We start from the raw sequence: 22,270 nt of genomic DNA on the forward strand, positions 1-22,270 counted from the left end.
CTCATGAACAAGCCTCCTTGTCTGAAAAGGACGGTCAGAAACCCTGTGCCAGCCGGTAGTACGCCTGGTTCCAGCGCATCCGGTCGGCGAACGCGTCCGCGGTGGTGGCGGCGTCGATGACCAGCAGCTCGACGTCGAGCATCCGGGCGAAGTCCCGAATGGTCTCGGTGCCGACGGCCTGGCTGAGCACCGTGTGGTGCGGCGCGCCGGCGGTGATCCAGGCTTCCGCGGACGCCCCGAGCGACGGCGCCGGCTTCCACACCGACCTGGCCACCGGCAGGCCGGGCAGCGGCTCGTCCGGCGGAACCACCTCGATCTCGTTGGCCACGAACCGGAACCGGTCACCGAGGTCGGCAAGGCCGAGCACCACCCCGGCGCCCGGTGTGGTGTCGAAGACCAGCCGGACCGGGTCCTCCCGGCCGCCGATGCCCAGCGGGTGGATCTCGCACGACGGCCGTGCCGAGGCGATGCTCGGGCAGACCTCCAGCATGTGCGCGCCGAGGATCTTGGGCTCACCGGGACCGAAGTGGTAGGTGTAGTCCTCCATGAACGAGGTGCCGCGGCCGGTCCCCCGCCCCATCGCCTTCGTCGCGGCGAGCAGTGCGGAGGTCTTCCAGTCCCCCTCGCCGCCGAACCCGTAGCCGTCCGCCATCAGCCGCTGCACGGCGAGTCCTGGCAGCTGGCGCAGCCCGCCGAGGTCCTCGAAGTTCGTGGTGAAGGCGCCGAACCCGCCGTCGGTGAGGAACCGCCGGAGCCCGAGTTCGATCCGCGCGGCGTAGCGCAACGACTCGTGCCGCGCACCGCCGCCGGCCAGTTCCGGCGCCAGCAGGTAGCGGTCCGCGTACTCGGCGACCAGTGCGTCGATTTCCTTGTCCGCCGCGGCGTCCACCAGCGCGACCAGATCGTTCACCCCGTAGGTGTTCACCGAGACGCCGAACTTCAGCTCGGCCTCGACCTTGTCCCCCTCGGTGACCGCGACGTCGCGCATGTTGTCCCCGAACCGGGCCAGGCGCAGCGAACCAAGGTGTGCCTTGCCGGTGGCGGCACGGGCCCAGTCGTCGATCCTGGCCACCACGGACGGATCCGCCGCGTGCCCGGCGACGGTCTTGCGGGGCACGCCGAGCCTGGTCTGGATGTGGCCGAACTCGCGGTCCCCGTGCGCGGCCTGGTTGAGGTTCATGAAGTCCATGTCGATGGACTGCCACGGCAGCGACTCGTTGAGCTGGGTGTGCAGGTGCAGCAACGGTTTGCGCAGCACGTCCAGACCGGTGATCCACATCTTCGCCGGGGAGAAGGTGTGCATCCACGCGATGACCCCGACACAGCGCGGGTCGGCGTTGGCGTCGAGCATCACCCCGCGGATCGCGGCGGGCTCGGTCAGCACCGGTTTGGCGACGATCTCGGCGGAGAGCCGCCCGGAACCGGCGAGCATCCGCTGGATCTGCCGGGACTGGTCCGCCACCTGGGCGAGCGTCTCCTGCCCGTACAGCGACTGGCTGCCGGTGAGGAACCAGAGCTGAGGTTGTGCTGCCGAAAACATGGTCCTCCTGGGGCCGGACGGGTCAGTGCTGGCCGTAGACGTTCTGGTAGCGGTCGTAGAGCAGGTCGACCTCCTGCTGCCCCAAGGGATGCGGGGTGCCGAGCTGGCGGGCGATGTGCACGGTGCGCGCGACGTCCTCCAGCAGCACGGCCGCCTTCACCGCCGCCCGCGCGTCGGCGCCGACGGTGAACGGGCCGTGGTTGCGCATCAACACCGCGGGTGAGCGGCTGGACCGCAGGGTCGCCACGATGCCGTGGCCGATCGAGTCGTCGCCGATCAGCGCGAACGGCCCGACCGGGATGTCGCCGCCGAACTCGTCCGCGATCATGGTCAGCACGCAGGGAATCGGCTCGCCGCGCGCGGCCCAGGCGGTGGCGTAGGTCGAATGCGTGTGCACCACACCGCCGACCTCCGGCAGGTGCCGGTAGACGTAAGCGTGCGCCGCCGTGTCCGAAGACGGCGCGTGCTCGCCGTGCACGACTACCCCGCCGAGATCGGTGACCACCATGGTCTCCGCGGACAGCTCGTCGTAGGACACCCCGGACGGCTTGATCACCATCAGCTCCTGGCCGGGCACCCTGGCCGAGATGTTGCCGGCGGTCCAGCTCACCAGCTCGTTGCGGGTGAGCTCGCCGTGCAGTTCGGCGACCGTGCGCCGCAGCTCGGTGACGGTCTCGGTCACCGCCTCGGTCACCGACATCTAGTTCTGTCCTTTCCGGACGGACGCGAGCTCTCGCCGGCGCCCAGCCAACCTGTGCATCACGTCGTTCGCCCCGCGCCCGAAGTGGTCGTGGAGGGTGGAGTAGTCGGCGTAGAGCTGTTCGTAGGCTTCGACATTGCGCGCCACCGGCCGGTGCACCCCGGTCCGGACCGAACCCATCGCGGCGGCCGCGGCACCGATGTCGCGGTACACCCCGGCGGCCACCGCCGCGTGCATCGCGGAGCCGAGCGCGGGCCCCTGCTCGGACCCGATCACCGACAGCGGCATGCCCAGCACGTCGGCGTAGATCTGCATCAGCAGCGGGTTCTTCGCCAGCCCACCGGCGACCACGAACTCGGTGACCGGCACCCCGGCGCCGGTGAAGGCTTCGACGATCTTCCTGGTGCCGAACGCGGTGGCCTCCAGCAGCGCGCGGTAGCCGTCCTCGGCGCGGGTGGCCAGCGTCTGACCGAGCACCAGCCCGGACAGCTCGTGGTCGACGAGCACCGACCGGTTGCCGCTGTGCCAGTCGAGCGCGAGCAGGCCGTGCTCGCCGACCTCCTGCCGGGACGCGAGCAAGGTCAGGTATTCGTGCACCGAAAGGCCGCGCTCACGGGCGCTTTCGTGGTACTCCGGCGGGACCGCGCTCCGCACGAACCAGCCGAAGATGTCGCCGACCCCGCTCTGCCCCGCCTCGTAACCCCAGAGGCCGGGCACGATCCCGCCGTCCACCACCCCGCACATGCCGGGCACCTCGCGCAGTTCGGCACCGTTGAGCACGTGGCAGGTGGAGGTGCCCATGATCGCGACCATCCGGCCGGGCCGCACGGCACCCGCGGCCGGCGCGGTGACGTGCGCGTCCACATTGCCCACCGCGACCGCGATGCCTTCGGGCAGGCCGGTCCACCCGGCCGCCTCCGCGGAAAGGACGCCGGCGCGGGCACCGAGCCGGCCGAGCGGGTGGGCGAGCTTGTCGGTGACGAACCCGCCGAAGGCCGGGTTGAGCGCGCGCAGGAAGCCGGCGTCGGGATAGCCGCCGTCCTGGTAGATCCCCTTGTAGCCGGCCGTGCAGGCGTTGCGGACGTAGTTCCCGGTGAGCCGCCAGACGATCCAGTCGGCCAGCTCCACCCAGTGCCGCATGGCCGCGTACACCTCGGGCGCGTCTTCGAGGACTTCCAGCGCCTTCGCGAACTCCCATTCGGCGGAGATCAGGCCGCCGTAGCGCGGAAGCCATTTCTCCCCGCGCTCACTGGCCAGCACGTTGATCCGGTCGGCCTGCGGCTGCGCGGCATGGTGGCGCCACAGCTTGACGTAGGCGTGCGGGTTCCCGGCGAACTCGGGCAGCTCGCACAACGGGGTGCCGTCCGAGGTGGTCGGCACCATCGTGCAGGCGGTGAAGTCGGTACCGATGCCGACCACTGCCGACGGGTCGGCGCCGGCCGCCGCGAGCGCCTCGGGCACGGCATGGCGCAGCACCCCGAGGTAGTCCGACGGCACCTGCAGCGCCCAGTCCGGTGGCAGTGCCGAGCCGGTGCCGGGCAGGATCCGGTCGGCCACCCCGTGCGGGTACTCGAAAGCCGCGCCGCCCAACTCAGCGCCGTCGGCGGCGCGCACCACGATCGCGCGGCCGGACAGCGTGCCGAAGTCGATCCCCACGACCAGCGGGTCCTCGGTCACTGCCGACACCTCCTTGGCGTCCTGTTAGCGCTAACATTTGTTCCCGTACAACAACTTCGCGATGGTGCTCGCTACTCGCCTACCTCGGGCCGGTACTCTCCCGGACGATCAGCTCGGGGGTGACCAGGTGTCTCGCCCGCTCGGCGCCGCCCCGCATCCGTTCGGCCAGCAGGCCGAACGTGCGCCTGCCCACCTCCGTGAAGTCCTGGCGCACGGTCGTCAGCGGCGGGCTGAAATAGGCCGCCTCCGGCACGTCGTCGAACCCGGCGACCCGCACGTCCCCCGGCACCGTGAGCCCGGCTTCGCGGAACGCGCGAAGCAGGCCGAGCGCCATCTGGTCGTTCGCCACGAACACCGCGTCCAGGCCGGGCGAGCCGACCAGCGAACGTCCCGCCTGGTAGCCCGAACGCGAGCTCCAGTCGCCACGGGCCACCGGCGGCACCTCGGCGCCGTGGCGCTCCAGGGTCTCCCGCCAGGCCCGCTCCCGGTCGATCGCCTCCAGCCAGTCCGCCGGCCCTGCCACGTGCCACACCGTGCGGTGCCCGAGCGCGAGCAGGTGCTCGGTCGCCCGGCGGGCCCCGTCGTACTGGTCCACCGAGATCACCGGAACGGCCGCCTTGTCGCCACCGCCGACGGCCACCAGCGGCACGTCCCGCGGTGCGTACTCCAGCGCCCGTGCCGCCGCCGCGTGCGGGGCGATCACCACGATGCCCTCCACCGCCTGGCGGCACAGTATCTCCACCGCGTCCGAAATGGACGAACGCTGCGGCCGGTTGACGCTGGAGATGGCGATCGCGTAGCCGGCCTCGCGGGCCGCGTTCTCGATTCCGTAGAGCGTGCTCGCCGGGCCGTACAGGGTGGAGTCCAGCGCCACCACGCCGAGCGTGCCGGAACGGCCGGTGACCAGTGTGCGAGCTGCCGAGTTGGGCCGGTAGTCCAGTTCCTCGATCGCGGCCAGCACCCTGGCCCGCGTCTGGGCCCGCACCGGCCCGGTCCCGTTGACCACCCTGGAGACCGTCATATGCGAAACGCCGGCCACCCCGGCGACATCGGCCAGGCTGGCGTGGCGCTGCACGGCCGGGACCTGATCCCCGCGCGGGGCGTCACCTGTCACCAGAGCACCTCCCGCCCGCTTCGCCGCGATCCGCACCTCTGCCGGTGCCGAGTGGAGGCTAGTGTTAGCGATAACACAGCGTGGGTCAACCCGCCGCGCGATAACGGTCCCATCACACGACAGAGCGGGAGCACCTCAGTCCGAAAAGGACAGTGCGGCCAGCTCCGCCCTGAGCAGCGCCGCGGTACCGGAGTCACCGGCCCCGTCGCAGAGTTCGGTCAGCACGCCGATCGCCCTGCCGACCCGGTTGGGCGCAGAAAGCCGCCGCCAGATGGCCAACGCCTCAAGGTGCGCGTCGATGGCCCCCGGTCGGTCGTCGCGGGCGAGGCGGAGGTCGCCGAGCGTGTCCAGCGCCCTCGCCTCGTCCCAGCGGTGCCCCAGCAGCCGGGCCCGCGTGAGGATCTCGCCGGTGAGCTCCTCGGCTTCGGCGAACCTGCCGCCGGCGGCGTAGGTCATCGCGATGTCCGCGGTGGTGTCCGCGAGCTCGACTCCCCCGCCGAGCCCGAACATGATCTCGCCGGCCTGCAACAGGCACTGCGTGGCCTGCTCGAACCGGCCGTGCTTGAGATGGGCAAGGCCGAGGTTCTTCAACGTCCACAGCTGCGAAAGGCGCGCGCCGCTCGCCTGGAAAGCCGCCATGGCCTCCTCGAACAGCGGCAGGTAGTCGCCGTGCACGCCGGCGCGGCGGTACCCGATGGCCAAGGTGAACGCGGCCTGCCCGACGGCCAACGGATCTTCGGCATGGCGGGCACGGTCCAGCGCCCGCTCGGAGGCCACCAGTTCGGGCTGGGAGGACGGCTGGATCGCCTTCTCGGTCGCGGCGGGGAACGCCGCGCCGTCCTCGACGAGGGCCAGGTAGGCGGCGACCGTCCGTTCGGCGTACCGCATGCTTTCGCCAACCCGGTCCCTGGTCGCTTCCACATCGGTGAGCAGGCCGAGCATGCAGGCGACACCCCGCCGGTCACCGGCCTGCTCGGCGGTGCGGAGGCCGTCGGCCAGCACCTCGGCCCAGTCGTCATAACGCCCGCGCACGTCCAGGTAGGTCGTCATCCGCTGAGCCAGCGGCCAGGCCGGCTGTCCCTCCGCGGCCGCCTGCCGGACCAGGGTGGCCAGCGTGCTCGCCTCGTCGTCCAGCCAGCCGTACGGGTCGGCGCGCACCGCGGCGCGCAGTTCCTCCGGTGCCCGCCAGCCCGGCTCGGGTTCCGGGTCGAGGCCGTACCAGTGCGGGAGTTCGCCGTCCGCGGTCGCGGCCAGATCGAGCCAGCCGTCCAGCACCCGGCGGACCGCCGCCCGCCTTGCCGCCACCGGTTCCTGCTGCGCCAGTTCGCCGGCCAGTAGGTGCACCAGGTCGTGCACGCGGTAGCGGGGCCCGGTCACCCCGCGCCCGGCCGGCTCGACGAGGTGCACGTCGACGAGCGAGTCCAGCGCCCGTTCGGCGGCATCGGGGTCGCCGTCCACCAGCGCGCCGGCGAGCCAGCCGGGGAACTCGGTGATCCGGAGCAGGCCGAGCCGTCGAAGCAGGCGCCGCTGCCGCCCGCCGAGCACCGCGTAGCTCTCGGTGAGGCTCGCCCGCAGCCCGAGGTCGCCGACATCGAGCCAGTCGAGCCGACCCCGGCTGGTGCCGAGCCGCCGCGCCAGATCCCCCACCGACCAGTTGGGACGGGCGGCGAGCCGGGTGCCGGCGATCTTGAGCGCCAGTGGCAGCCCGCCGCAGTGACCGACGATCTCCGCCGCGGCACCGGGTTCGGCGTCGACGCGTTCCGCGCCGGCCAGCGCGCCGAGCAGCTTCAGCCCGGACGCGGCGGAGAGAATGCCCAGCGGGAGCGCGGAAACCGAGTCGATGCCCTGCAGCCGGCGCCGGCTGGTGGCCAGTACCGCGCAGCGCGCCTCCGCGGGCAGCAGCGGGCGGAGCTGTGCCTCGTCGGCCACGTCGTCGAGCACCACCAGCACCCGCCGCGTGGCCAGCAGTTCCCGGTACAGCGCGGCCCGTTCGTCGTGGTCGGCCGGCACCCCGCCGGACGGCACACCGAGCGCCTGCAGGAACCGCGCGAGCACCGACTCCGGCCCGGCCGGGGAGCGCCCGGCGCCGCCGAGCCGCGCGTACAGCTGGCCGTCCGGATACTCGGTCCGCAGCTGATGCGCCAGGCGCAGGGCGAGTGCCGTCTTCCCGACACCGCCCGGCCCGGTGAGGGCGAGCCGGTTGTGTCCCTTGCCGAGCAGGGCGTGCGCGGCGGCCAGTGTCTCGTCCCTGCCGACCAGGCCGGGCACGTCGGGCGGAAGCTGCCGGGGCACCAGGTAGGCGTGCGTGGCCACCGAGTCGGCCTGGTGCGGCGAGGTCGGGCCGGTGAGGATCGCGCGGTAGAGCTGCTGGAGCTGGATCGACGGTTCGACCCCCAGCTCGTCGAGCATGCGTTCCCTGGTCTCGCGGAACACGGCCAGCGCGTCGGCGATCCGGCCCTCCCCGGTGTAGGCGATCATGAGCTGGCCGCGGAACCGTTCCCGCACCGGATGTTCGGTGACCAGCGCGGAAAGCTCACCGATCACATCCCGGTGCCGGCCGAGCGCGAGATCGGTTTCCACCCGGTCCTCCAGCGCGTCGAGCCTGGCCTCGTCCAGCCTGGCCGCCTCGTCCCGCACCACCGGGCAGTCCACCCCGTCGAAGGCGGGACCGGACCAGTGCGCCAGCGCGGTGTGCAGCAGGTCCGCGGCCGCCACCAGATCGCCGGTGGCGAGCCGGTCCCTGGCCGCGGCGACGTCGCGGTGAAACCTTTCGACGTCGGTCTGGCCGCCGGCCAGCCGCAGCCGGTAGCCGGAGGGCTCGGTCAGGATCGGGGCCTGCGCCCGCTCACCGGACGCGCCGAGCGTCCGGCGCAGATGGGACACCACGCCCTGCAGCTGCACCCGGTGCGACATCGGCGGGGAATGCCGCCACAGCGCGTCGGTCAGCCGGTCCATCGAGACGGCCTGGTTGGCGTTGAGCAGCAACAGGCTCAGCACGGCCAGTCGTTGCGGGCTGCCGATCGGTACCGGCGCACCCGCGAGTTCCACCCGAACCGGACCGAGCACGCGAAAGTACAGTTCGGCTGACATTCACCGGACCTCGTCGAAGGCTGGTACTGAACGACCAGGCTAGCCGACCCCCTTCCCCGGTGTCGTGCGGCGTTTAGCGCCCGGTTAGCGACGGCTGCGAAACTCCGCCAGGCCGCGACTGCCCGCCGCGGTTCTGGAGCCGGGGGAGGACGAGGATGGCCGTGCGGCCGGACGCGGTCCATGACATCGCCTACTGGCTGGCCGCCTACGAGCGGACCTTGTCGGACCAGAACGCCCAGGCGAAGCGGTTTCTCAACGGTGACAACATGTTCCCGTTCCCCGGCGGCCCGCTGAAGGACGCCTATCGCGAGATCACCGAGCGCGGGGTCGCGATGCTCAACGAGATGAACGAGTCCCTCGACCGGCTCGCCGTCGCCTTGCGCCTGGCCGCCGCGGAGCACCAGCTCGACGCGCCCCGCTCGCCTGCCGCCGCGCACCCGCGCCGCCCCTGAGCCGCGCGGCGCCCGGTAGCGGAGGCATACTGGCGGAAGATGTCGACCACGATCGCCCCCGCACGACCGGCGACGCCGCAGCGCCCGCGTCGCCGGGGCCCCGCCCTCGCCACCGCGCTGGTTCTGCTCGCGACGGCCACCACGCTGACCAACCGGGTACTGCCCGGCTGGGCGTATCCGGTGTGCGGGGTGGTCACGTCGGCCGCGCTGATCGGGCTGGCCAGGTGGGCCGGCCTGCGCCCGGCCGCGATCGGACTCGACCGACGGCAGCTCAAGCGGGGCGCGCTGGCCGGCATGGCCGGGGTCGCGGTGGTCGGCGTCGCGTTCGGGATCGCGGCCGCGGTCCCGTCCCTGAACGCGGTGTTCCGCGACGAGCGGATCGGCTCGCCGGGTGCGGGGCAGCTGCTGTGGCTGACCCTCGTCCGGATTCCGCTCGGCACCGTGCTGATCGAGGAGATCGCGTTCCGCGGTGTGCTGCCCGCGCTGCTCGGCGCGGACGAACGCTGGCGCTGGGGCCCGGTGCTCGGCGCCGCCGGGCTGTTCGGCCTCTGGCACGTGCTGCCGTCACTGGCGCTGACCCAGAACTCGATGGTGCAGACGACTTTCGGCGGGCTGCCGGTGGCCGTGCTGTCCGTGCTGGCGATGCTGGCCGCAGCCGGCGTCGGGGTGACCCTGCACTGGTTGCGGCACACCGGCCGGAGCGTGCTCGCGCCGGTGCTGGTGCACCTGGCTACCAACTCCGGCGGCCTGCTCGTCGCCTGGCTGTACCTGCCCTCCTGAACCCGCCCGCGGGGATCAGTCGGCGGGCGGGGACTGCACCAGGCGGTAGCCGGTGCTGGCGGAGAACTCGGCGGTGAGCGCGTAGCGGTCGCCGCGGACCAGGGTGTGGCGCCATTCCACCGGCCGGTCGTGCGCGTGGCTGAGCCTGTTGATCGAGAACGCCGCCACGTCGTGCGCGCAGTTCAGCTGGTTGCGTTCGGCCGCGGTGGGGATCACCGCGTGCACGTCCTCGTGGCCGCGGTCGAGCCGGATACCGGTCCTGGCGGCCAGTTCGGCGTAGAGGCTGGTGTGCCCGAGATCCGCGCCCAGTATCGGCGACGCGAGTGACGCGGGAAGCCACACCCGGTCCAGGGCGAGCGGTTCGTCGCCGGCGAGGCGGAGCCGCTCGAGGTAGACCAGCGGGGTGGAGGCCTCGAGCCCGAGGCGCTCGGCGACCAGCGCGTCGGCCCTGGTGTCGAAGGTGCGCACGATGCTGTGCTGCGGAAGGCCGGCGGCTTCGACGGACGCGAAAAGGCTGTAGAGCGCACCCAGCGGCTGCTGGATCTCCGGCTGCGGGGCGACCCGCGGCTGACGGCCTCGTTCGGCGACGATCATGCCGTCCGCGCGGAGCTGCCGCAGCGCCTGGCGGACCGTGTGCCTGCTGACCCCGTATTCCTCGGCCAGCGCCATCTCGCCGGGGAACTGCTCGCTGAACTCCCCCGCGTCCAGCCTGTTCAGCAGCTCCCGCTGCAGTTGCCGCCAGAGCGGTTCGGACCCGACCCGGTCGAGCGCTCGCGTCGCCATGTCGCCCTCCCTGCCTCCGCTTGCCGACCCTACCTGTTGGCAAATGTACGTACATCCGCTACTTTAAATGTTCGTACATTTGACGAAAGGGGTAAGCGGTGACGGTGAGCACCCGAGAAGCCGAGTCCGCACCCCGTCAAGAACGCCGAACGTGGTCCGCCGCGCGGATCGGCCCCGGTCTCCTGCTGGCGCTGGTCGTCGCGGGCGTGGCCACCGCGCTGGGCAAGCTGGTGCCGCTGGTGGGCGGCCCGGTGTTCGGCATCCTGCTCGGCGCGGCCGCCGCGGCGGCCGTTCCGGCGCTGCGCGGCACCCGGTGGAAGCCCGGCTACGCGGTGGCGTCCAAGCCGGTGCTGCAACTGTCCATTGTGGTCTTGGGCACCGGCCTTTCGCTGCAGCAGGTGCTCGACGTCGGCGGCGGCTCGCTGCCGGTCATGCTCGGCACCCTCGCCGTGGCGCTCGGCGGCGCCTGGCTGCTCGGCCGCTGGCTCGGCGTCCGCGGCGACACCCAGATCCTGATCGCGGTCGGCACCGGGATCTGCGGCGCGTCCGCGATCGCGGCGACCACCGCGGTGATCAAGGCCAAGCAGTCCCAGGTCGCCTACGCGATCGGCACCATCTTCACCTTCAACATCGTCGCGGTGCTGCTGTTCCCGCCGCTCGGACATCTGCTCGGCATGAACCCGCACGCCTTCGGCCTGTGGGCCGGTACCGCGATCAACGACACGTCCTCGGTGGTCGCCGCCGCCTACACCTACGGCGGAGACGCCGGCGCCGACGGCCTGGTCGTCAAGCTCACCCGCACCCTGATGCTGATCCCGATCGTCATCGTGCTCGCCGTGCTGACCGCCCACCGGCAGGCCCGCCGCGAAGACCCTGGCGCCGGGTTCAGCCTGCGGACCATGCCGTGGCGCAAGATCGTGCCGCTGTTCCTGATCGGCTTCCTCGCCGCGGTCACCCTGGAAAGCCTCGGCCTGATCCCCGGCTCGTGGCACCCGGCGCTCTCGACGCTCGGCACCTTCCTGATCACCACCGCGCTGGCCGGGATCGGCCTGTCCCTGCGGCTGTCCGACATGCGGGAGGCCGGTCGCCGCCCGCTGCTGCTCGGCGCGCTGCTCTGGCTGGCCGTGACGCTCAGCAGCCTCGGCCTGCAGGCCCTCACCGGCACCCTGTGAGTCCGGGCCGTCAGAGAGCGGCGGCGATGACCAGCCCGCAGTAGGCGGCGCCGAGCCCCGCGGTCAGGCTCAGCACGACGTTCAGCCCGGCCATCAGCCATGCTCGCGAGCTCAACAGCCGCAGGGTCTCGTAGCCGAACGTGGAGTAGGTGCTCAACGCGCCGCAGAACCCGGTGCCGGCCAGCGCCGCCACCTCCGGCGAGGCGGGCAGCCCGGTCAGCAGGCCGAGCAGCAGGCACCCGGTGACGTTGACGGTGAGCGTGCCCCAGGGGAACCCCGACTCGTGCCGCGCCTGCACCGCGCGGTCGATCAGGTACCTCGCCGGTGCACCGACCGCCGCGCCCAGCGCGACCAGCAGCACGGTCACCGTTGCACCGCCCGCAGTGCGGCGGTGGTGAGCAGCGAACCGGCGGCGACCGCGGCCAGCGCGGCGAGCACCGTGCCCGCGAGGTACAGCAGCGCCTGCCCCGGCCGCTGCGCAGCAACCAGCTGGGCGACGTCGAGGGTGGCGGTGGAGAACGTGGTGTACCCGCCGAGCACGCCGACGCCGAAGAACGGGCGGAGCAGCCGCCGCGCCGGCCACCTCCGGTCGATCAGCACCATCAGCACCCCGATCAGCAGGCAGCCGGAGGTGTTGACCACCAGCGTCGACCATGCCCAGGTACCCACCGGATGCGGCCACAGCTCGCCGAGGCCGTACCGGGCGAGCGCACCGAGCACGCCGCCCGCCGAGATCGCGCCCAGCGTGCGGACCGGATGATCGGGCAGCTCACGGCGCTGCGCCGGCACCGTGAGGTCGATATCGGGATCCATCGCGGCCTCCTACCAGCAGCAAGGTCTCACTGGCAGGGACCGTTGGCGAGGGTTCGCGGTTCACCCGGAGGGTCGGCGGGCCCCACCGCCGGACGGCCACCACGGGTGGCCAGCACCCACCTTAGGCGATCACCACCGAGCCCACCATGGAGTCCACTGTGGATGGATCAGGGCGTGTCCGCGCCGGAATCCAACACCGTGGACAGCCGGTGCATCGCCTCGGGGACCACGCGGTAGTACACCCAGGTCCCCCGGCGCTCCCCGGTGATCAGCCCCGCTTCCCGCAGCACCTTGAAGTGGTGGGACATCGTGGGCCCGGACAGCTCGAAGTCGCTGGTCAGGTCGCAGACGCAGGCCGCTTCCCCGACCCGGGCCGCGAGCAGGGCGAGCAGCCGCAGCCGGACCGGGTTCGAGACCGCCTGGAACCCGCGCGCCAGCTTCTCGGCCTGCTCGGCCGACAACGGCTCGCTGCCAAGCGGCGGGCAGCAACTGACCGGAGGAGCGATCGACAGTTCGAGGTTCGGCACCTCGCGATCTTGACCATAACGACCCGAAAGCGCAAATCCTCCCGAGATAGAACCTGAAGTCCGAAAAATGCCTCGCTACGAAGACGTGCGGCAATAGTTTCGGACCGTGACCGGCTGGATACGCGCGCGCTCAGAACGGGGCGATGAACAGGCTGAGCGGGGTGGCCAATGTGGTGACGGCCGCGGCGACGGCGATCACCGCCGGCAGTCGGCGCGTCCGGGGGCGGACACCGCGAAGGCGGTCGATCCGGTCCGGCAGCGGCGAGGCCTGCGCGGCGAGCGCACCCGCGGGCGCGGGGCCGCCGCCCGCGGCTTCGAACTTCTCCAGCGCGCCGATCAGCGCCCGGCTGCCGAGCTGTCGGACCGCGTAGTCGTCGGCGCACATTTCGGTCAGCAGCCCGACCTCGGCCGCGACCCTGCCCGGCGCCCGCCACCGGGGGAATAGCCGCGCGAGCGCGTCGAACGGGGAAAGCACGAGGTGGTGCCGCTCCCGAAGGTGCGCCCGCTCATGCGCCAGCACGGCACCCAGCTCGGCGTCGGTGAGCAGGCGCCTTGCCCCCGCGCTCACCACCACCCGCGGCACCCTGCCCGGCAGGCAGTAGGCCACCGCGCTCGGATGGTCCAGCACGAGCATCCGGCCCCGGTCGTGCGCCACCAGCGCCAGCAGGTCGCGATGCCGAGCCCGCTGCCGGGCAACGCCGATCGCGGACCGCACCTGGTGCCCGAGCAGCCAGCAGGCCACGGCCAGCCCGGCCACGACCGCGAACACCTGCGGCAGGCCACCGGGATCGACAAGGAAGGACCGCATGCCCGGCACGATCCCCTGCCCGTACGGGGCGAGCCCGAGTGCGAGCAGCCCGCCCACGAACGAGACCACCAGTGTCAGCGCGGTGACCTGCCACAGCAGGATGGCCAGCTGCGGACGCCGGCTCGTCCACCGCGCACGCGAAAGGCACCTAGCCGCCACCATGGCCATCACCAGGGCGACCGCGTGGTGCAGCGCGTAGATCACGGACGCCGCCGGCGGGGCAGCGCCTTGCGCAGCAGCTCGGCCTCCTCGGGCGAGACCGCGTTGGCGAAGCTGGCCAGCGCGGCCCCGCGGTCGCCGGTCTGACCGAGCGCGTCCATCATCAGCTCGGCGACGTATTGCTCGCGGCCGGCGGATGCGGCGTACTGCCACGCCCTGCCGTTGCGCTCCCGCTGCACGAAACCCTTGTCCGCCAAGCGGGACAGCACGGTCATCACGGTGGTGTAGGCAAGGCCGCGGTCCGCCAGCTGTTCGTGCACGGCCCGCACCGTGACCGGCTCGTCGCGGGACCACAGCGTCTCCATGACGGCTCGTTCGAGCTCGCCCAGCCTGCCCATCACCACTCCCGGCTCTCCCTCGAACGCGTCACCCTACACACCGTAGTAGTGCGGTCCCCCGCGCACTACGTCAGGTAGTAGCCCCGGCCAGTGCGGCGGCACCGGCGGTGACCGCGTCGGTGCCGCGCTCGTAGGCCGTCGCGGAGGGCTGATGGGTCAGCAGCGCCACCAGGTAGCGGCCGTCTTCGCCGACGAGCCCGGTGGTGTGCAGGACGAGATGACCGGCAGCCCGCATCCAGCCCTGTTTCACCCCCCATTCGGCGCCGGGGAACCCGGCCGGAATCCCGAAGAACTGGTCGAACCCGTCGGCCGCCGCGTCACCGGGTCCGGTCAGGGAGGAGACGATCAGGTCGCGGGCGGTGGTCGGCAGGTCCTGCCCGATGTAGCGGTAGACCGCGACCACGTCCACCGCGCTGGTCCGCGTCATCTCCCATTCCCGCGGCTGGTTCGGCGGCGTGGTCCACCGCAACCCGATCAGTCCGCCGATGTCGCTGACGATCGACCGCCCGCCGCCGTCCCGCCACAGCGCGTCGGCCACCCCGTCGTCGCTGGTGGCCAGCAGGCTGGCCAGCGTCTCCCTGGTCGCGTCGTCCGACGGCCAGCCGGCATCGCGGAGCAGGTCGATCGCGATCAGCAGTTTCACCACCGACGCGGCGTAGAACTGCCGCTCGCCGTGCACGCCGGCCACCGGCGCACCGGCGAGCCGGTCGTAGACGGCCAGTCCCACGTCGGCACCGGAAACCACGGACCGGACCGCGTCCTCGACCGCCCCGCCGATCCGGGCCTGCTCGTCCGGACTGGGCGGTGGGCTCGTACTTGCCGGCGGAGTGGCCGGCTCCCGCATCGTGACCGGCTCCGCCGGGACCTCGCCGCCACGCGACCCGGCCTGGCCCAGCGAGACCACCAGTAGCGCCGCGACCACCCCGGCCCCCAGCACACCGACCGTGAGAACTCCCCGTCCCATACTCCCGATATAACCCGATCGGGGGACGTTTTGGGTTACCCGCTCGTTTCGAAACGATCAGCGGTGGAGTAGTTCCTGACCGCCATCGAGTCGTGCAGCCGCACTCCTCCCACGTTGAGCCGCGCCAGTGCCCGGCTCAGCCCGGCGGGCAGTGCCGAGATCAGCCGCGCACCCTGCACCAGCGCCAAGACGCCGGCCCGCGAGTTCGGGATCAAGCTCTTGGCGGCCCCGAGCGCGAAGGCACGGCTGCGCACCACCAGGTCCGACATCTGGTGCTCGTAGGCGGCGAAGGCGCGCTCGTGGTCGCCGCCGGCCTCCGCCAGTTCCCCGGCCAGCACGTAGGCGCCGATGACGGCCAGGCTCGTGCTGCCGCCGACCGCCGGGCCGGGGCAGTAGCCGGCGTCGCCAACGAGGGTCACCCGCCCGTGGGACCAGGTGGCCATCCGCAGCTGCGTGATCGAGTCGAAGTAGAACGCCGGGGTGCGGTCGAGCTCGGCGAGCCAGCGGTCAACGTGCCCGTGCATTCCCTGGAAAGCGTTGCGCAGCAAGTCTTTCTGCCGTTGTGCGTCCCGATGGTGGTAGTCGAGCTCGTGCTCGCTCCGGAACAGGAAGAGCGCCCGCGCGTCATCCAGTTGCGAGGCGCCGTACAGCCCGGCCATCCGACCGACCTGAAGATGGCTGACGAGATCCCCTTCGCGGCTCAGGTCTTTGGGCACCGACAGCACGGCCAGGTAGGCGCCGATGAACGTGCTGAACCGGGACTCCTCGCCGAAGACGAGACGGCGCACGTTCGAGTGCAGCCCGTCCGCGCCGACCACCAGATCGAAGCGACGCGACGGCCCGTTCTCGAAGGTCACTTCACCGTCGTCGCCGATGTCGGTGATGGAGTCGCCGAAGAGGTACTCGACGTCGTCGAGGGTGGCGTCGTAGTAGATCTCGCTCAGGTCGTCGCGCATGATCTCGACGTGCCGGTCGGAGGCCGCGTTGAACACCTTGGTCAGGTCCACCACCACCGGCCGTTCGGCGCCATGGCGGTAGACCGTCATCCGGTTCGTGCCGGTGGCCATCGCTTCGATGCGGGGCAGCACGCCCATCCGCTCGGAAATGTCCATCGCGGGCCGGAACAGGTCCACCGCATGGCCGCCCGTCTTGCGCAGCACGGGGGCGCGCTCGACGACGGTGACGCTGAAGCCGTACCTGGCGAGCCAGTAGGCGAGCACCGGTCCGGCGACGCTGGCCCCGGAGATGAGGATCCGCATGAGCACCTTCCTTACTTAACGGAAGGTAAGCCTAGCGGATGACTTACCGATTGTTAAGTAAGTTATTCTGCGCCGGTGGCCAGACCCTCCGACACGAAGCAGCGCATCCAGGAGGTCGCACGCGAGCTCTTCGCCGAGAAGGGCGTGCAGAAGACCAGCCTGCAGGAGATCGCCGCCCGGCTGGGGATCACCAAACCGGCGCTGTACTACCACTTCTCCTCCCGCCAGGAGCTGGTGCGCAGCATCGTGGAACCGTTGATCGAGGGCGGCGAGGCGTTCCTCCTCGAACAGGAGGCGCTGCCCGAGGTGGAGCCGCAAACCCTGCTCGAGGGCTACTTCGACTTCCACTACCGGCACCGCCGGGAACTTGTGCTGGTGCTCACCGAGCTGAACACGCTGACCGAGCTCGGCCTGATCGAGACGGTGCTGACCTGGCGGGAACGGCTGGCGGCGCTGCTGGTCGGCCCGGAGCCGACGCTGGCGCAAGCCGCCCGCGCGGTGCTCGCCCTCGGCGGGATCCAGGACTGCACCGTCCAGTTCACCGACGTGCCCGCCGCCGAGCTGCGCCCGGCCGCGGTGAACGCGGCCTGCGCCGCGCTGGGCATCGAGCCCTAGCCCGCCGAGTCTCGGTTGTGCGACATCGGACCGCCCGCGGGAACTTTTCCGCCCCCGCGGGCGACAAGCAGTCGGACAGCCACCGTCGCGAAAGGGCCCGACATGTCTCTCAGGCGCATCTGCACACCCCTGCTGGTGGCCGCGGCGGCGCTGGTGGCCACTGCGTCCCCCGCCTTCGCGCACACCAAGCTGACCAGCAGCGACCCGGCCGAGGGGGCCACACTGGCCGGTGCGCCGGCTGAGATCCGGCTGACCTTCGGCGCGGCGGTGACCCTGCCGGAGGGCGCGATCAAGGTCAGCGGGCCGGAGAACGCGCAGTGGAAGATCGGTGCGCCGGAGGTCGCGGGCACGGTGGTCACCGCGCCGGTCCAGCCCGCCGGGCCCGCCGGGCAGTACACCGTCGACTACCGCGTGCTCGCCGAGGACGGCGACGCGGTCACTGGGAAGATCCGGTTCACGCTGAGCACCGGAGCTTCCCCGACCAGCACGGTGACCTTCTCCCCCGCGCTCGGCCCGGCTCCGGAGCACATCTCCCCCGCGCCGAGGGCCGCGGCACCGGAACCGGTGGACGACAGCGGCGTGCCCTGGCCGGTGTGGACCGCGCTCGGGATACTCGTCGCGGCCATCGCGGCCTTCCTCCTCGTACGCGGCCGCCGTTCGTCCCCTTAACGGCAAATAGCCGACTTCTTGCCCTTATCGGCGCGTGAAAATGGCGTCTCATTCCTTCCCAGTATCTCCCGGAATTACTAGGCTGGGCTGCGAATCGCCCTCGCCGGATCCGGGAAGAAGATATGGCAGCAGAACACAAGGGGAATGAGACCGAGGCCACCCTCGAACATTCGGTGAAAACTGCAGAGATTCACGATTCACCGACATATTCGCGAAAAATGGTGGTAGCCACCGCGATCGTGCTGGGCGCGGTGGCCGTGCGCCTGTTCTTCCTCGACTACCAGTCCCTCGACTATCTGGGTTTCGTGCAACGATGGTACGAGTACATCCAGCAGCACGGCGGTTTCGCGGCACTGAAAGACAACTTCGCGAACTACAACGCGCCCTATCTGTACCTGCTCGCCGCGGCGAGTTACCTGCCGATCCCGCCCCTGCTCGCGGTGAAGCTGATCTCGATCGTTTTCGACGGGCTGCTCGGCTGGTTCGCCTACCGCATCCTCACCCTCAGAATCTTCAGGTACCCGGCCGGTCCGGTACCGGCGGCCGGCGCGGCCGTGGTGGTGCTGCTGCCCACGGTGGTGCTGAACGGTTCCATGTGGGCACAGGCGGACTCGATCTATGCCGCGTTCTCCGCCGGCGGGCTGTACTACCTGTTGCGCCACCGGCCCTGGCTCGCGTGCTCGTTCTTCGGGCTGGCGCTCGCGTTCAAGCTGCAGGCCGTTTTCCTTTTCCCGGTGCTGCTGCTCCTGGTGCTGCGCAGAACGGTGCCCTGGCAGGCGCTGGCCGCGATCCCCGGCGTCTACCTGCTGCTCGACGTGCCGGCCTTGCTGCTCGGCGCCGATCCCCGCAGCCTGCTGCTGGTCTATCTCGACCAGGCGGAGACCTACGACCAGCTGACCCTCAACGCGCCGAACGTCTACCAGTACCTGAACGTGACCCAGTCCGATGTGCTGCGCGACGCCGGCATCGCGCTGACCGGCGTGCTGGTGCTCGGGCTGATCGCCGTGGTGGTGCTGCGCCGCATCGAGCTGACCGGCACCCGGATCCTGCTGGCCGCCGCGGTTTCCGCACTGCTGGTGCCGTTTCTCCTGCCGTCGATGCACGAACGGTACTTCTACCTCGCCGACGTGCTCACCGTGCTCGTCGCCTGCCAGTTGCCGCGCCGGCTCTGGTACGTGCCGGTGCTCACCCAATTCGCGTCCCTGTTCAGCTATCTGCCGTTCCTGCTGCTGCCCGGCCGGCTTCAGGAACTCGCGGCCGACCCGAAGCTGATGTTCGCACCGGTGGTGGACTTCCGGATTCTCGCGACCGCGGTACTGGTGGCGCTGACCGGCACGCTGCTCGTCGCCCGGCGGGAGTTTCAGCGGGGCCGGCAGTCGTAGAGCACCGGCGCCCGCTCGTCGCCCGGTCCACCGGATCCACCGTAGACGGCGGGATCGACCGGCACGCAGTTCGCGCGCAGCCACTCCTGGCGCAGGGGCATCGGGTCACCGGGAACGGCGAACTCGCTGAACAGCCGCGCCACCTCGGGGTTCGGCAGCAGCGCGAAGCGGAACCGGCCGTCCCGCAGCCAGTCCTGGAGCCCGGCCACCGTTGGCACGTTGTCCGTGCCCATGAAACCGCCCAGTGAGGCGATACCGTCGGTGCTGTCGGGGCTGTCCAGCATGAACGGCGCCGACACGAAGGCGCCACCTTCGATCGCCAGCGTGATCTCCGCGCCATCGGAGTTCGCCATGGCGTAGTCGAGCAGCCGCCGCTGCCCCGCGGTGAGTTCGGTACCACCACCGGGCGGGGCGAGTTCGGAGTTGAAGGCCTGCAACAGGTCCGGCCGCGGCCCGGCGGCCGGGTCGGCCCCGGTGACCGGCGGGCCGAGCGCGGTGAGCACGGACCAGCTCAGCGGCGCCAGCAGGATCGCCGTCAGGCTCAGGCCGAGCGCGATCCGGGACCGGCCGGTGACCAGCAGCGCGAGCAAGGCCAGTACGGCCGCGCCGGCGACCACGTACCGCACCCAGCCGTGCCACGAGGTGTCCCGGCTGAGCACCGTCCACGCCCACCCCGCGCTGAGCAGTACGGCCACCGCTGCCGGCCAGCGGAACCGCGGGCCCGCGCGCCACAACCAGACCGCGCCCGCGCCGGTCACCGCGGCGATCGCCGGCACCAGCATGGTGGTGTAGTAGGTGTGCCAGATTCCGCCGGCGAAGCTGAAAAGCAGTCCGGTGAGCAGCAGCCAGCCGCCCCAGAGCACCCAGCCGGCACGCTCGTCGCGCCCGGCCCGATCGCGCAGCACCAGCCCGGCCACCGCCGCGGCGGCCAGCGTCAGCAGCGCGACCGGCAGCAGCCAGCTCACCTGCCCGGCGGCGAGCTCGTTGAACATCCGGCCGATCGACGGCCTGCCACCGAAGATCTCGAGCAGCTCGTCCAGCATCGGCGAGGACGCCCTGCCTCCCCCGGTCTGCTCCCCGAAGATCCGGCCAAGCCCGTTGTAGCCCAGCACCAGGTTCCACGCCGAGCCGTCGGCACTTCCCCCGATATACGGTTTGCGGCCCGGCCAGAGGTCCACCAGCAGGACCCACCACAGCGAGCTCGCCAGCGCCACCCCGAACGCGGCCAGCAGGTCGAGCAGCCTCCGGCGCAGCGGCTGCCCGCTGCCTGCCAGGTAGGCCAGCGCGAACACCGGCAGCACGATCCACGCCTGCATCATCTTGGTGAGGAAGCCGCAGCCGACCAGGAACCCGGCCAGCACCAGCCAACGGGTCGAAGATCCGGCCGCGTTCCCCGGCCGGACCGCCCTGGTCACCGCGTACGCCGCGGCGATCAGCAGCAGCACCAGCAGGGTGTCCGGGTTGTTGTCCCGGTTGATCGCCACCGTGATCGGCGTGACGGCCAGCACCAGCGCGGCGATCAGCGCGGCGTGCTCGCCCGCCCACAGCCGCACCGTCCGGTGCAGCAGGAAGATCGCGGCCACCCCGGCCAGCACCTGCGGCAGCAGCACCGCCCAGCCGTGGAAGCCGAAGACCCAGGTGCTGATCACCTGCGGCCACAGGGCCAGCGGCGGTTTGTCAACGGTCACCACCCCGGCCGAGTCGTAGGCGCCGAAGACGAAGTTGAGGAAACTGCCCGACATCGACTTGACGGCCGCCGAGTAGTACGCGTTGCCCCAGCCAGACGACCAGATCCGCCAGCCGTAGAGCAGCGCGCCGAGCACGCAGATCCCGCCGAGCGCCAGGCCGGGCAGGTTCCGGTACCGGCGTGTTTTCGCGGTCTCCGGAGTTCCCTTGGCCTCCGGAGCGATGGTTTCGGTCACCGGGTCAGCCTGCTCGACGTGCTGCCGGCTTGAACACCCAAGTCCGGAACAGCACGAACCGGCCGGCGGTGCCCAGTATCGACGAGACCAGCAGCACGACCACCTCCAAGGTGCGCGAAGGCGACTCGACCAGCCCGTCCAGTGCCAGCAGCGCTCCCGAGGTGACCAAGTAGTACAGCGCGAAGACGATCAGTCCCTGGAAATGTGCCCGCCCGGTCGGCGACTTGGTGCCGACGAAGGTGAACCGGCGGTTGGCCTCGGTGTTGAACAGGGTGGTGGCCACCAGTGCGACCAGATTGGCGACCAGCGGCGGCCACCAGTTGCGCAGCAGCGCGTACAGCAGCAGTGTGACCAAAGTGGACAGACCGCCGATCACCGCGAAGGAGAGCACCTGCCAGACCAGGCCGGCATCCCGGCTGCCGAGCACCGCCTCCGGATGCATCGACCTCGGTTCCGGGCGCCGTGGCAGCCCGGGGACCGTCGCGGTGCCCTTCGCCTTCGCCCTGGCCACCCGGACCAGGCCACGGATATCGTCCTTTGCCGTCTTCGCCACCTGCACCCGGCTGTCCACGTCCTCCACCCAGTCCACCGGCACCTCGTGGATGCGCAGCCCGTTGTGCTCGGCCAGCAGCAGCAGCTCGGTGTCGAAGAACCAGGCGTCGTCCTCGATGTGCTCAAGCAGCGGCTTGACCACGTCGGTGCGGGCGGCCTTGAACCCGCACTGCGCGTCGGAGAACCGCGCGCCGTGCGAGAACCTGATCAGCGCGTTGTAGCAGCGCGAGATCAGCTCACGCCGCGGCCCGCGCAGGGTTCGCGCGCCGGGGGCAAGCCTGGACCCGATCGCCAGATCGGAGTGCCCGTTGATCAGCGGCGCCACCAGCGGGACCAGCGCGTCGAGCCCGGTGGAGAGGTCCACGTCCATGTACACCACCACGTCCGCGTCGGACTCGCCCCAGGCCGTGCGCAGCGCCAGTCCGCGGCCTTTGCGGTCCAGATGCCGGACTCGCAGTTCGGGGATCTCCTCGGCGAGCGCCTCGGCGACTTCGAGGGTGCCGTCGGTACTCGCGTTGTCCACCACGGTGATCCGCCATTCGACCAGCAGCTCGCTGTCCAGGAAGTCGCGCAGCACCTGGATGCAACCCGGCAGGGCGCGCTGCTCGTTGTAGACCGGCACCACCACGTCGATGGTCGCCGTGTCGAAAGCCGAGTTTCCCGCCCGGCGCGGGACTGGCACGGCGATCGCGTTGTCCGCCGGGATTTCCGTGCCCACCGCCGCCGTTTCGCCGACCTTGGTCACATTCTTCTCCTCGCCTGACTGAAAAAGGGAAAGGCAAGACATCGACGGTGATGTAACTACCCGCGGCCAGCCTAAAACCGTTCATTGCACGCGGTCAAGCAAGTAAATCAAGACATCCGGCACGGCCGCCGGGAACTCTGACACATTCA

At 71.1% G+C, this 22,270-nt stretch carries 21 protein-coding genes; 6 read left to right on the forward strand and 15 right to left on the reverse strand.

The window, feature by feature from the left end; translation table 11 throughout:
• Window positions 1-34: 34 nt before the first annotated feature.
• The 5 genes from araA to AMYNI_RS46820 all read right to left on the reverse strand — a co-directional run bounded on the left by araA (window position 35) and on the right by AMYNI_RS46820 (window position 8,121).
• Complete coding sequence (araA, locus tag AMYNI_RS0141890; protein ID WP_020674129.1) at window positions 35-1,540, reverse strand: L-arabinose isomerase; 1,506 nt, start codon at window positions 1,538-1,540, stop codon at window positions 35-37.
• Between the two features lie 22 nt (window positions 1,541-1,562).
• Complete coding sequence (locus AMYNI_RS0141895) at window positions 1,563-2,240, reverse strand: L-ribulose-5-phosphate 4-epimerase (protein ID WP_020674130.1); 678 nt, start codon at window positions 2,238-2,240, stop codon at window positions 1,563-1,565.
• Window positions 2,241-3,917: a ribulokinase gene (gene araB, locus AMYNI_RS0141900; RefSeq protein WP_020674131.1), complete on the reverse strand. Its 1,677-nt coding sequence runs from the start codon at window positions 3,915-3,917 to the stop codon at window positions 2,241-2,243.
• A 79-nt stretch (window positions 3,918-3,996) separates the two neighbouring features.
• Window positions 3,997-5,031: a LacI family DNA-binding transcriptional regulator gene (locus AMYNI_RS0141905; RefSeq protein WP_020674132.1), complete on the reverse strand. Its 1,035-nt coding sequence runs from the start codon at window positions 5,029-5,031 to the stop codon at window positions 3,997-3,999.
• A gap of 135 nt (window positions 5,032-5,166) precedes the next feature.
• Window positions 5,167-8,121: an AfsR/SARP family transcriptional regulator gene (locus AMYNI_RS46820; RefSeq protein ID WP_020674133.1), complete on the reverse strand. Its 2,955-nt coding sequence runs from the start codon at window positions 8,119-8,121 to the stop codon at window positions 5,167-5,169.
• A 155-nt stretch (window positions 8,122-8,276) separates the two neighbouring features.
• Between AMYNI_RS46820 and AMYNI_RS0141915 the strand changes: the two genes are divergently transcribed.
• Window positions 8,277-8,573, forward strand: coding sequence for a hypothetical protein (locus AMYNI_RS0141915; RefSeq protein WP_020674134.1), 297 nt, complete (start codon window positions 8,277-8,279; stop codon window positions 8,571-8,573).
• 39 nt (window positions 8,574-8,612) lie between these two features.
• Window positions 8,613-9,353 carry a CPBP family intramembrane glutamic endopeptidase gene (locus AMYNI_RS0141920; RefSeq protein WP_020674135.1) on the forward strand — a complete coding sequence of 247 codons (741 nt, stop codon included), beginning with the start codon at window positions 8,613-8,615 and terminating at the stop codon, window positions 9,351-9,353.
• Window positions 9,354-9,368: 15 nt separating this feature from the next.
• On the opposite strand, the gene AMYNI_RS0141925 is transcribed toward AMYNI_RS0141920, so the two are convergent.
• Window positions 9,369-10,136: a GntR family transcriptional regulator gene (locus AMYNI_RS0141925; RefSeq protein ID WP_020674136.1), complete on the reverse strand. Its 768-nt coding sequence runs from the start codon at window positions 10,134-10,136 to the stop codon at window positions 9,369-9,371.
• A 104-nt stretch (window positions 10,137-10,240) separates the two neighbouring features.
• Here AMYNI_RS0141925 and AMYNI_RS0141930 point away from each other — a divergent pair, with 104 nt between their 5' ends.
• A complete protein-coding gene (locus AMYNI_RS0141930; protein ID WP_157357738.1) occupies window positions 10,241-11,308 on the forward strand; it encodes a YeiH family protein in 1,068 nt (355 codons plus the stop codon).
• A gap of 10 nt (window positions 11,309-11,318) precedes the next feature.
• On the opposite strand, the gene crcB is transcribed toward AMYNI_RS0141930, so the two are convergent.
• From crcB to AMYNI_RS0141965, 7 genes are all read right to left on the reverse strand, one after another.
• On the reverse strand, window positions 11,319-11,675 hold the full coding sequence (gene crcB / locus AMYNI_RS0141935; protein ID WP_020674138.1) for a fluoride efflux transporter CrcB: 357 nt from the start codon (window positions 11,673-11,675) through the stop codon (window positions 11,319-11,321).
• Window positions 11,672-12,121: a fluoride efflux transporter FluC gene (locus tag AMYNI_RS0141940; RefSeq protein ID WP_020674139.1), complete on the reverse strand. Its 450-nt coding sequence runs from the start codon at window positions 12,119-12,121 to the stop codon at window positions 11,672-11,674. Before AMYNI_RS0141940 ends, crcB begins: the two co-directional genes overlap by 4 nt.
• Window positions 12,122-12,288: 167 nt before the next feature.
• The gene (locus AMYNI_RS0141945; RefSeq protein WP_020674140.1) at window positions 12,289-12,648 is read right to left on the reverse strand and encodes an ArsR/SmtB family transcription factor; all 360 of its coding nucleotides are present in this window, start codon (window positions 12,646-12,648) and stop codon (window positions 12,289-12,291) included.
• A 130-nt stretch (window positions 12,649-12,778) separates the two neighbouring features.
• Window positions 12,779-13,660 carry a M56 family metallopeptidase gene (locus tag AMYNI_RS0141950; RefSeq protein WP_020674141.1) on the reverse strand — a complete coding sequence of 294 codons (882 nt, stop codon included), beginning with the start codon at window positions 13,658-13,660 and terminating at the stop codon, window positions 12,779-12,781.
• Window positions 13,657-14,019, reverse strand: coding sequence for a BlaI/MecI/CopY family transcriptional regulator (locus tag AMYNI_RS0141955; RefSeq protein WP_020674142.1), 363 nt, complete (start codon window positions 14,017-14,019; stop codon window positions 13,657-13,659). Before AMYNI_RS0141955 ends, AMYNI_RS0141950 begins: the two co-directional genes overlap by 4 nt.
• A gap of 64 nt (window positions 14,020-14,083) precedes the next feature.
• Window positions 14,084-14,977, reverse strand: a complete 894-nt coding sequence (locus AMYNI_RS0141960; RefSeq protein ID WP_026361591.1) for a serine hydrolase — start codon at window positions 14,975-14,977, stop codon at window positions 14,084-14,086.
• A 35-nt stretch (window positions 14,978-15,012) separates the two neighbouring features.
• Window positions 15,013-16,236 carry an FAD-dependent monooxygenase gene (locus AMYNI_RS0141965; RefSeq protein ID WP_020674144.1) on the reverse strand — a complete coding sequence of 408 codons (1,224 nt, stop codon included), beginning with the start codon at window positions 16,234-16,236 and terminating at the stop codon, window positions 15,013-15,015.
• Window positions 16,237-16,311: 75 nt separating this feature from the next.
• Between AMYNI_RS0141965 and AMYNI_RS0141970 the strand changes: the two genes are divergently transcribed.
• The 3 genes from AMYNI_RS0141970 to AMYNI_RS46825 all read left to right on the forward strand — a co-directional run bounded on the left by AMYNI_RS0141970 (window position 16,312) and on the right by AMYNI_RS46825 (window position 18,902).
• Window positions 16,312-16,851, forward strand: a complete 540-nt coding sequence (locus AMYNI_RS0141970; RefSeq protein ID WP_020674145.1) for a TetR/AcrR family transcriptional regulator — start codon at window positions 16,312-16,314, stop codon at window positions 16,849-16,851.
• A gap of 102 nt (window positions 16,852-16,953) precedes the next feature.
• Window positions 16,954-17,520 (forward strand): copper resistance CopC family protein, encoded by a 567-nt coding sequence (locus AMYNI_RS0141975; protein ID WP_020674146.1) that lies wholly within the window; start codon window positions 16,954-16,956, stop codon window positions 17,518-17,520.
• A 218-nt stretch (window positions 17,521-17,738) separates the two neighbouring features.
• A complete protein-coding gene (locus AMYNI_RS46825) occupies window positions 17,739-18,902 on the forward strand; it encodes a glycosyltransferase 87 family protein (RefSeq protein WP_051116422.1) in 1,164 nt (387 codons plus the stop codon).
• Here AMYNI_RS46825 and AMYNI_RS0141985 read toward each other — a convergent pair.
• Window positions 18,881-20,824, reverse strand: a complete 1,944-nt coding sequence (locus AMYNI_RS0141985) for an ArnT family glycosyltransferase (protein WP_020674147.1) — start codon at window positions 20,822-20,824, stop codon at window positions 18,881-18,883. The two genes, AMYNI_RS46825 and AMYNI_RS0141985, sit on opposite strands and share 22 nt — an antisense overlap.
• A gap of 4 nt (window positions 20,825-20,828) precedes the next feature.
• Window positions 20,829-22,064 (reverse strand): bifunctional glycosyltransferase family 2/GtrA family protein, encoded by a 1,236-nt coding sequence (locus AMYNI_RS0141990; RefSeq protein WP_281170361.1) that lies wholly within the window; start codon window positions 22,062-22,064, stop codon window positions 20,829-20,831.
• Window positions 22,065-22,270: the final 206 nt, after the last annotated feature.

The sequence above is a fragment of the Amycolatopsis nigrescens CSC17Ta-90 genome, from assembly GCF_000384315.1.
In the GTDB taxonomy this organism is placed as follows: domain Bacteria; phylum Actinomycetota; class Actinomycetes; order Mycobacteriales; family Pseudonocardiaceae; genus Amycolatopsis; species Amycolatopsis nigrescens.

Bases quoted from the DNA above. Each gene is read 5' to 3' on its own strand.
- AMYNI_RS0141920 (WP_020674135.1), top strand. From the start codon at position 8,613: ATGTCGACCACGATCGCCCCCGCACGACCGGCGACGCCGCAGCGCCCG.
- AMYNI_RS0141960 (WP_026361591.1), bottom strand. From the start codon at position 14,977: ATGGGACGGGGAGTTCTCACGGTCGGTGTGCTGGGGGCCGGGGTGGTC.
- AMYNI_RS0141965 (WP_020674144.1), bottom strand. From the start codon at position 16,236: ATGCGGATCCTCATCTCCGGGGCCAGCGTCGCCGGACCGGTGCTCGCC.
- AMYNI_RS46820 (WP_020674133.1), bottom strand. From the start codon at position 8,121: ATGTCAGCCGAACTGTACTTTCGCGTGCTCGGTCCGGTTCGGGTGGAA.
- AMYNI_RS0141925 (WP_020674136.1), bottom strand. From the start codon at position 10,136: ATGGCGACGCGAGCGCTCGACCGGGTCGGGTCCGAACCGCTCTGGCGG.
- araA (WP_020674129.1), bottom strand. From the start codon at position 1,540: ATGTTTTCGGCAGCACAACCTCAGCTCTGGTTCCTCACCGGCAGCCAG.
- AMYNI_RS0141975 (WP_020674146.1), top strand. From the start codon at position 16,954: ATGTCTCTCAGGCGCATCTGCACACCCCTGCTGGTGGCCGCGGCGGCG.
- AMYNI_RS0141915 (WP_020674134.1), top strand. From the start codon at position 8,277: ATGGCCGTGCGGCCGGACGCGGTCCATGACATCGCCTACTGGCTGGCC.
- AMYNI_RS0141940 (WP_020674139.1), bottom strand. From the start codon at position 12,121: ATGGATCCCGATATCGACCTCACGGTGCCGGCGCAGCGCCGTGAGCTG.
- AMYNI_RS46825 (WP_051116422.1), top strand. From the start codon at position 17,739: ATGGTGGTAGCCACCGCGATCGTGCTGGGCGCGGTGGCCGTGCGCCTG.
- AMYNI_RS0141895 (WP_020674130.1), bottom strand. From the start codon at position 2,240: ATGTCGGTGACCGAGGCGGTGACCGAGACCGTCACCGAGCTGCGGCGC.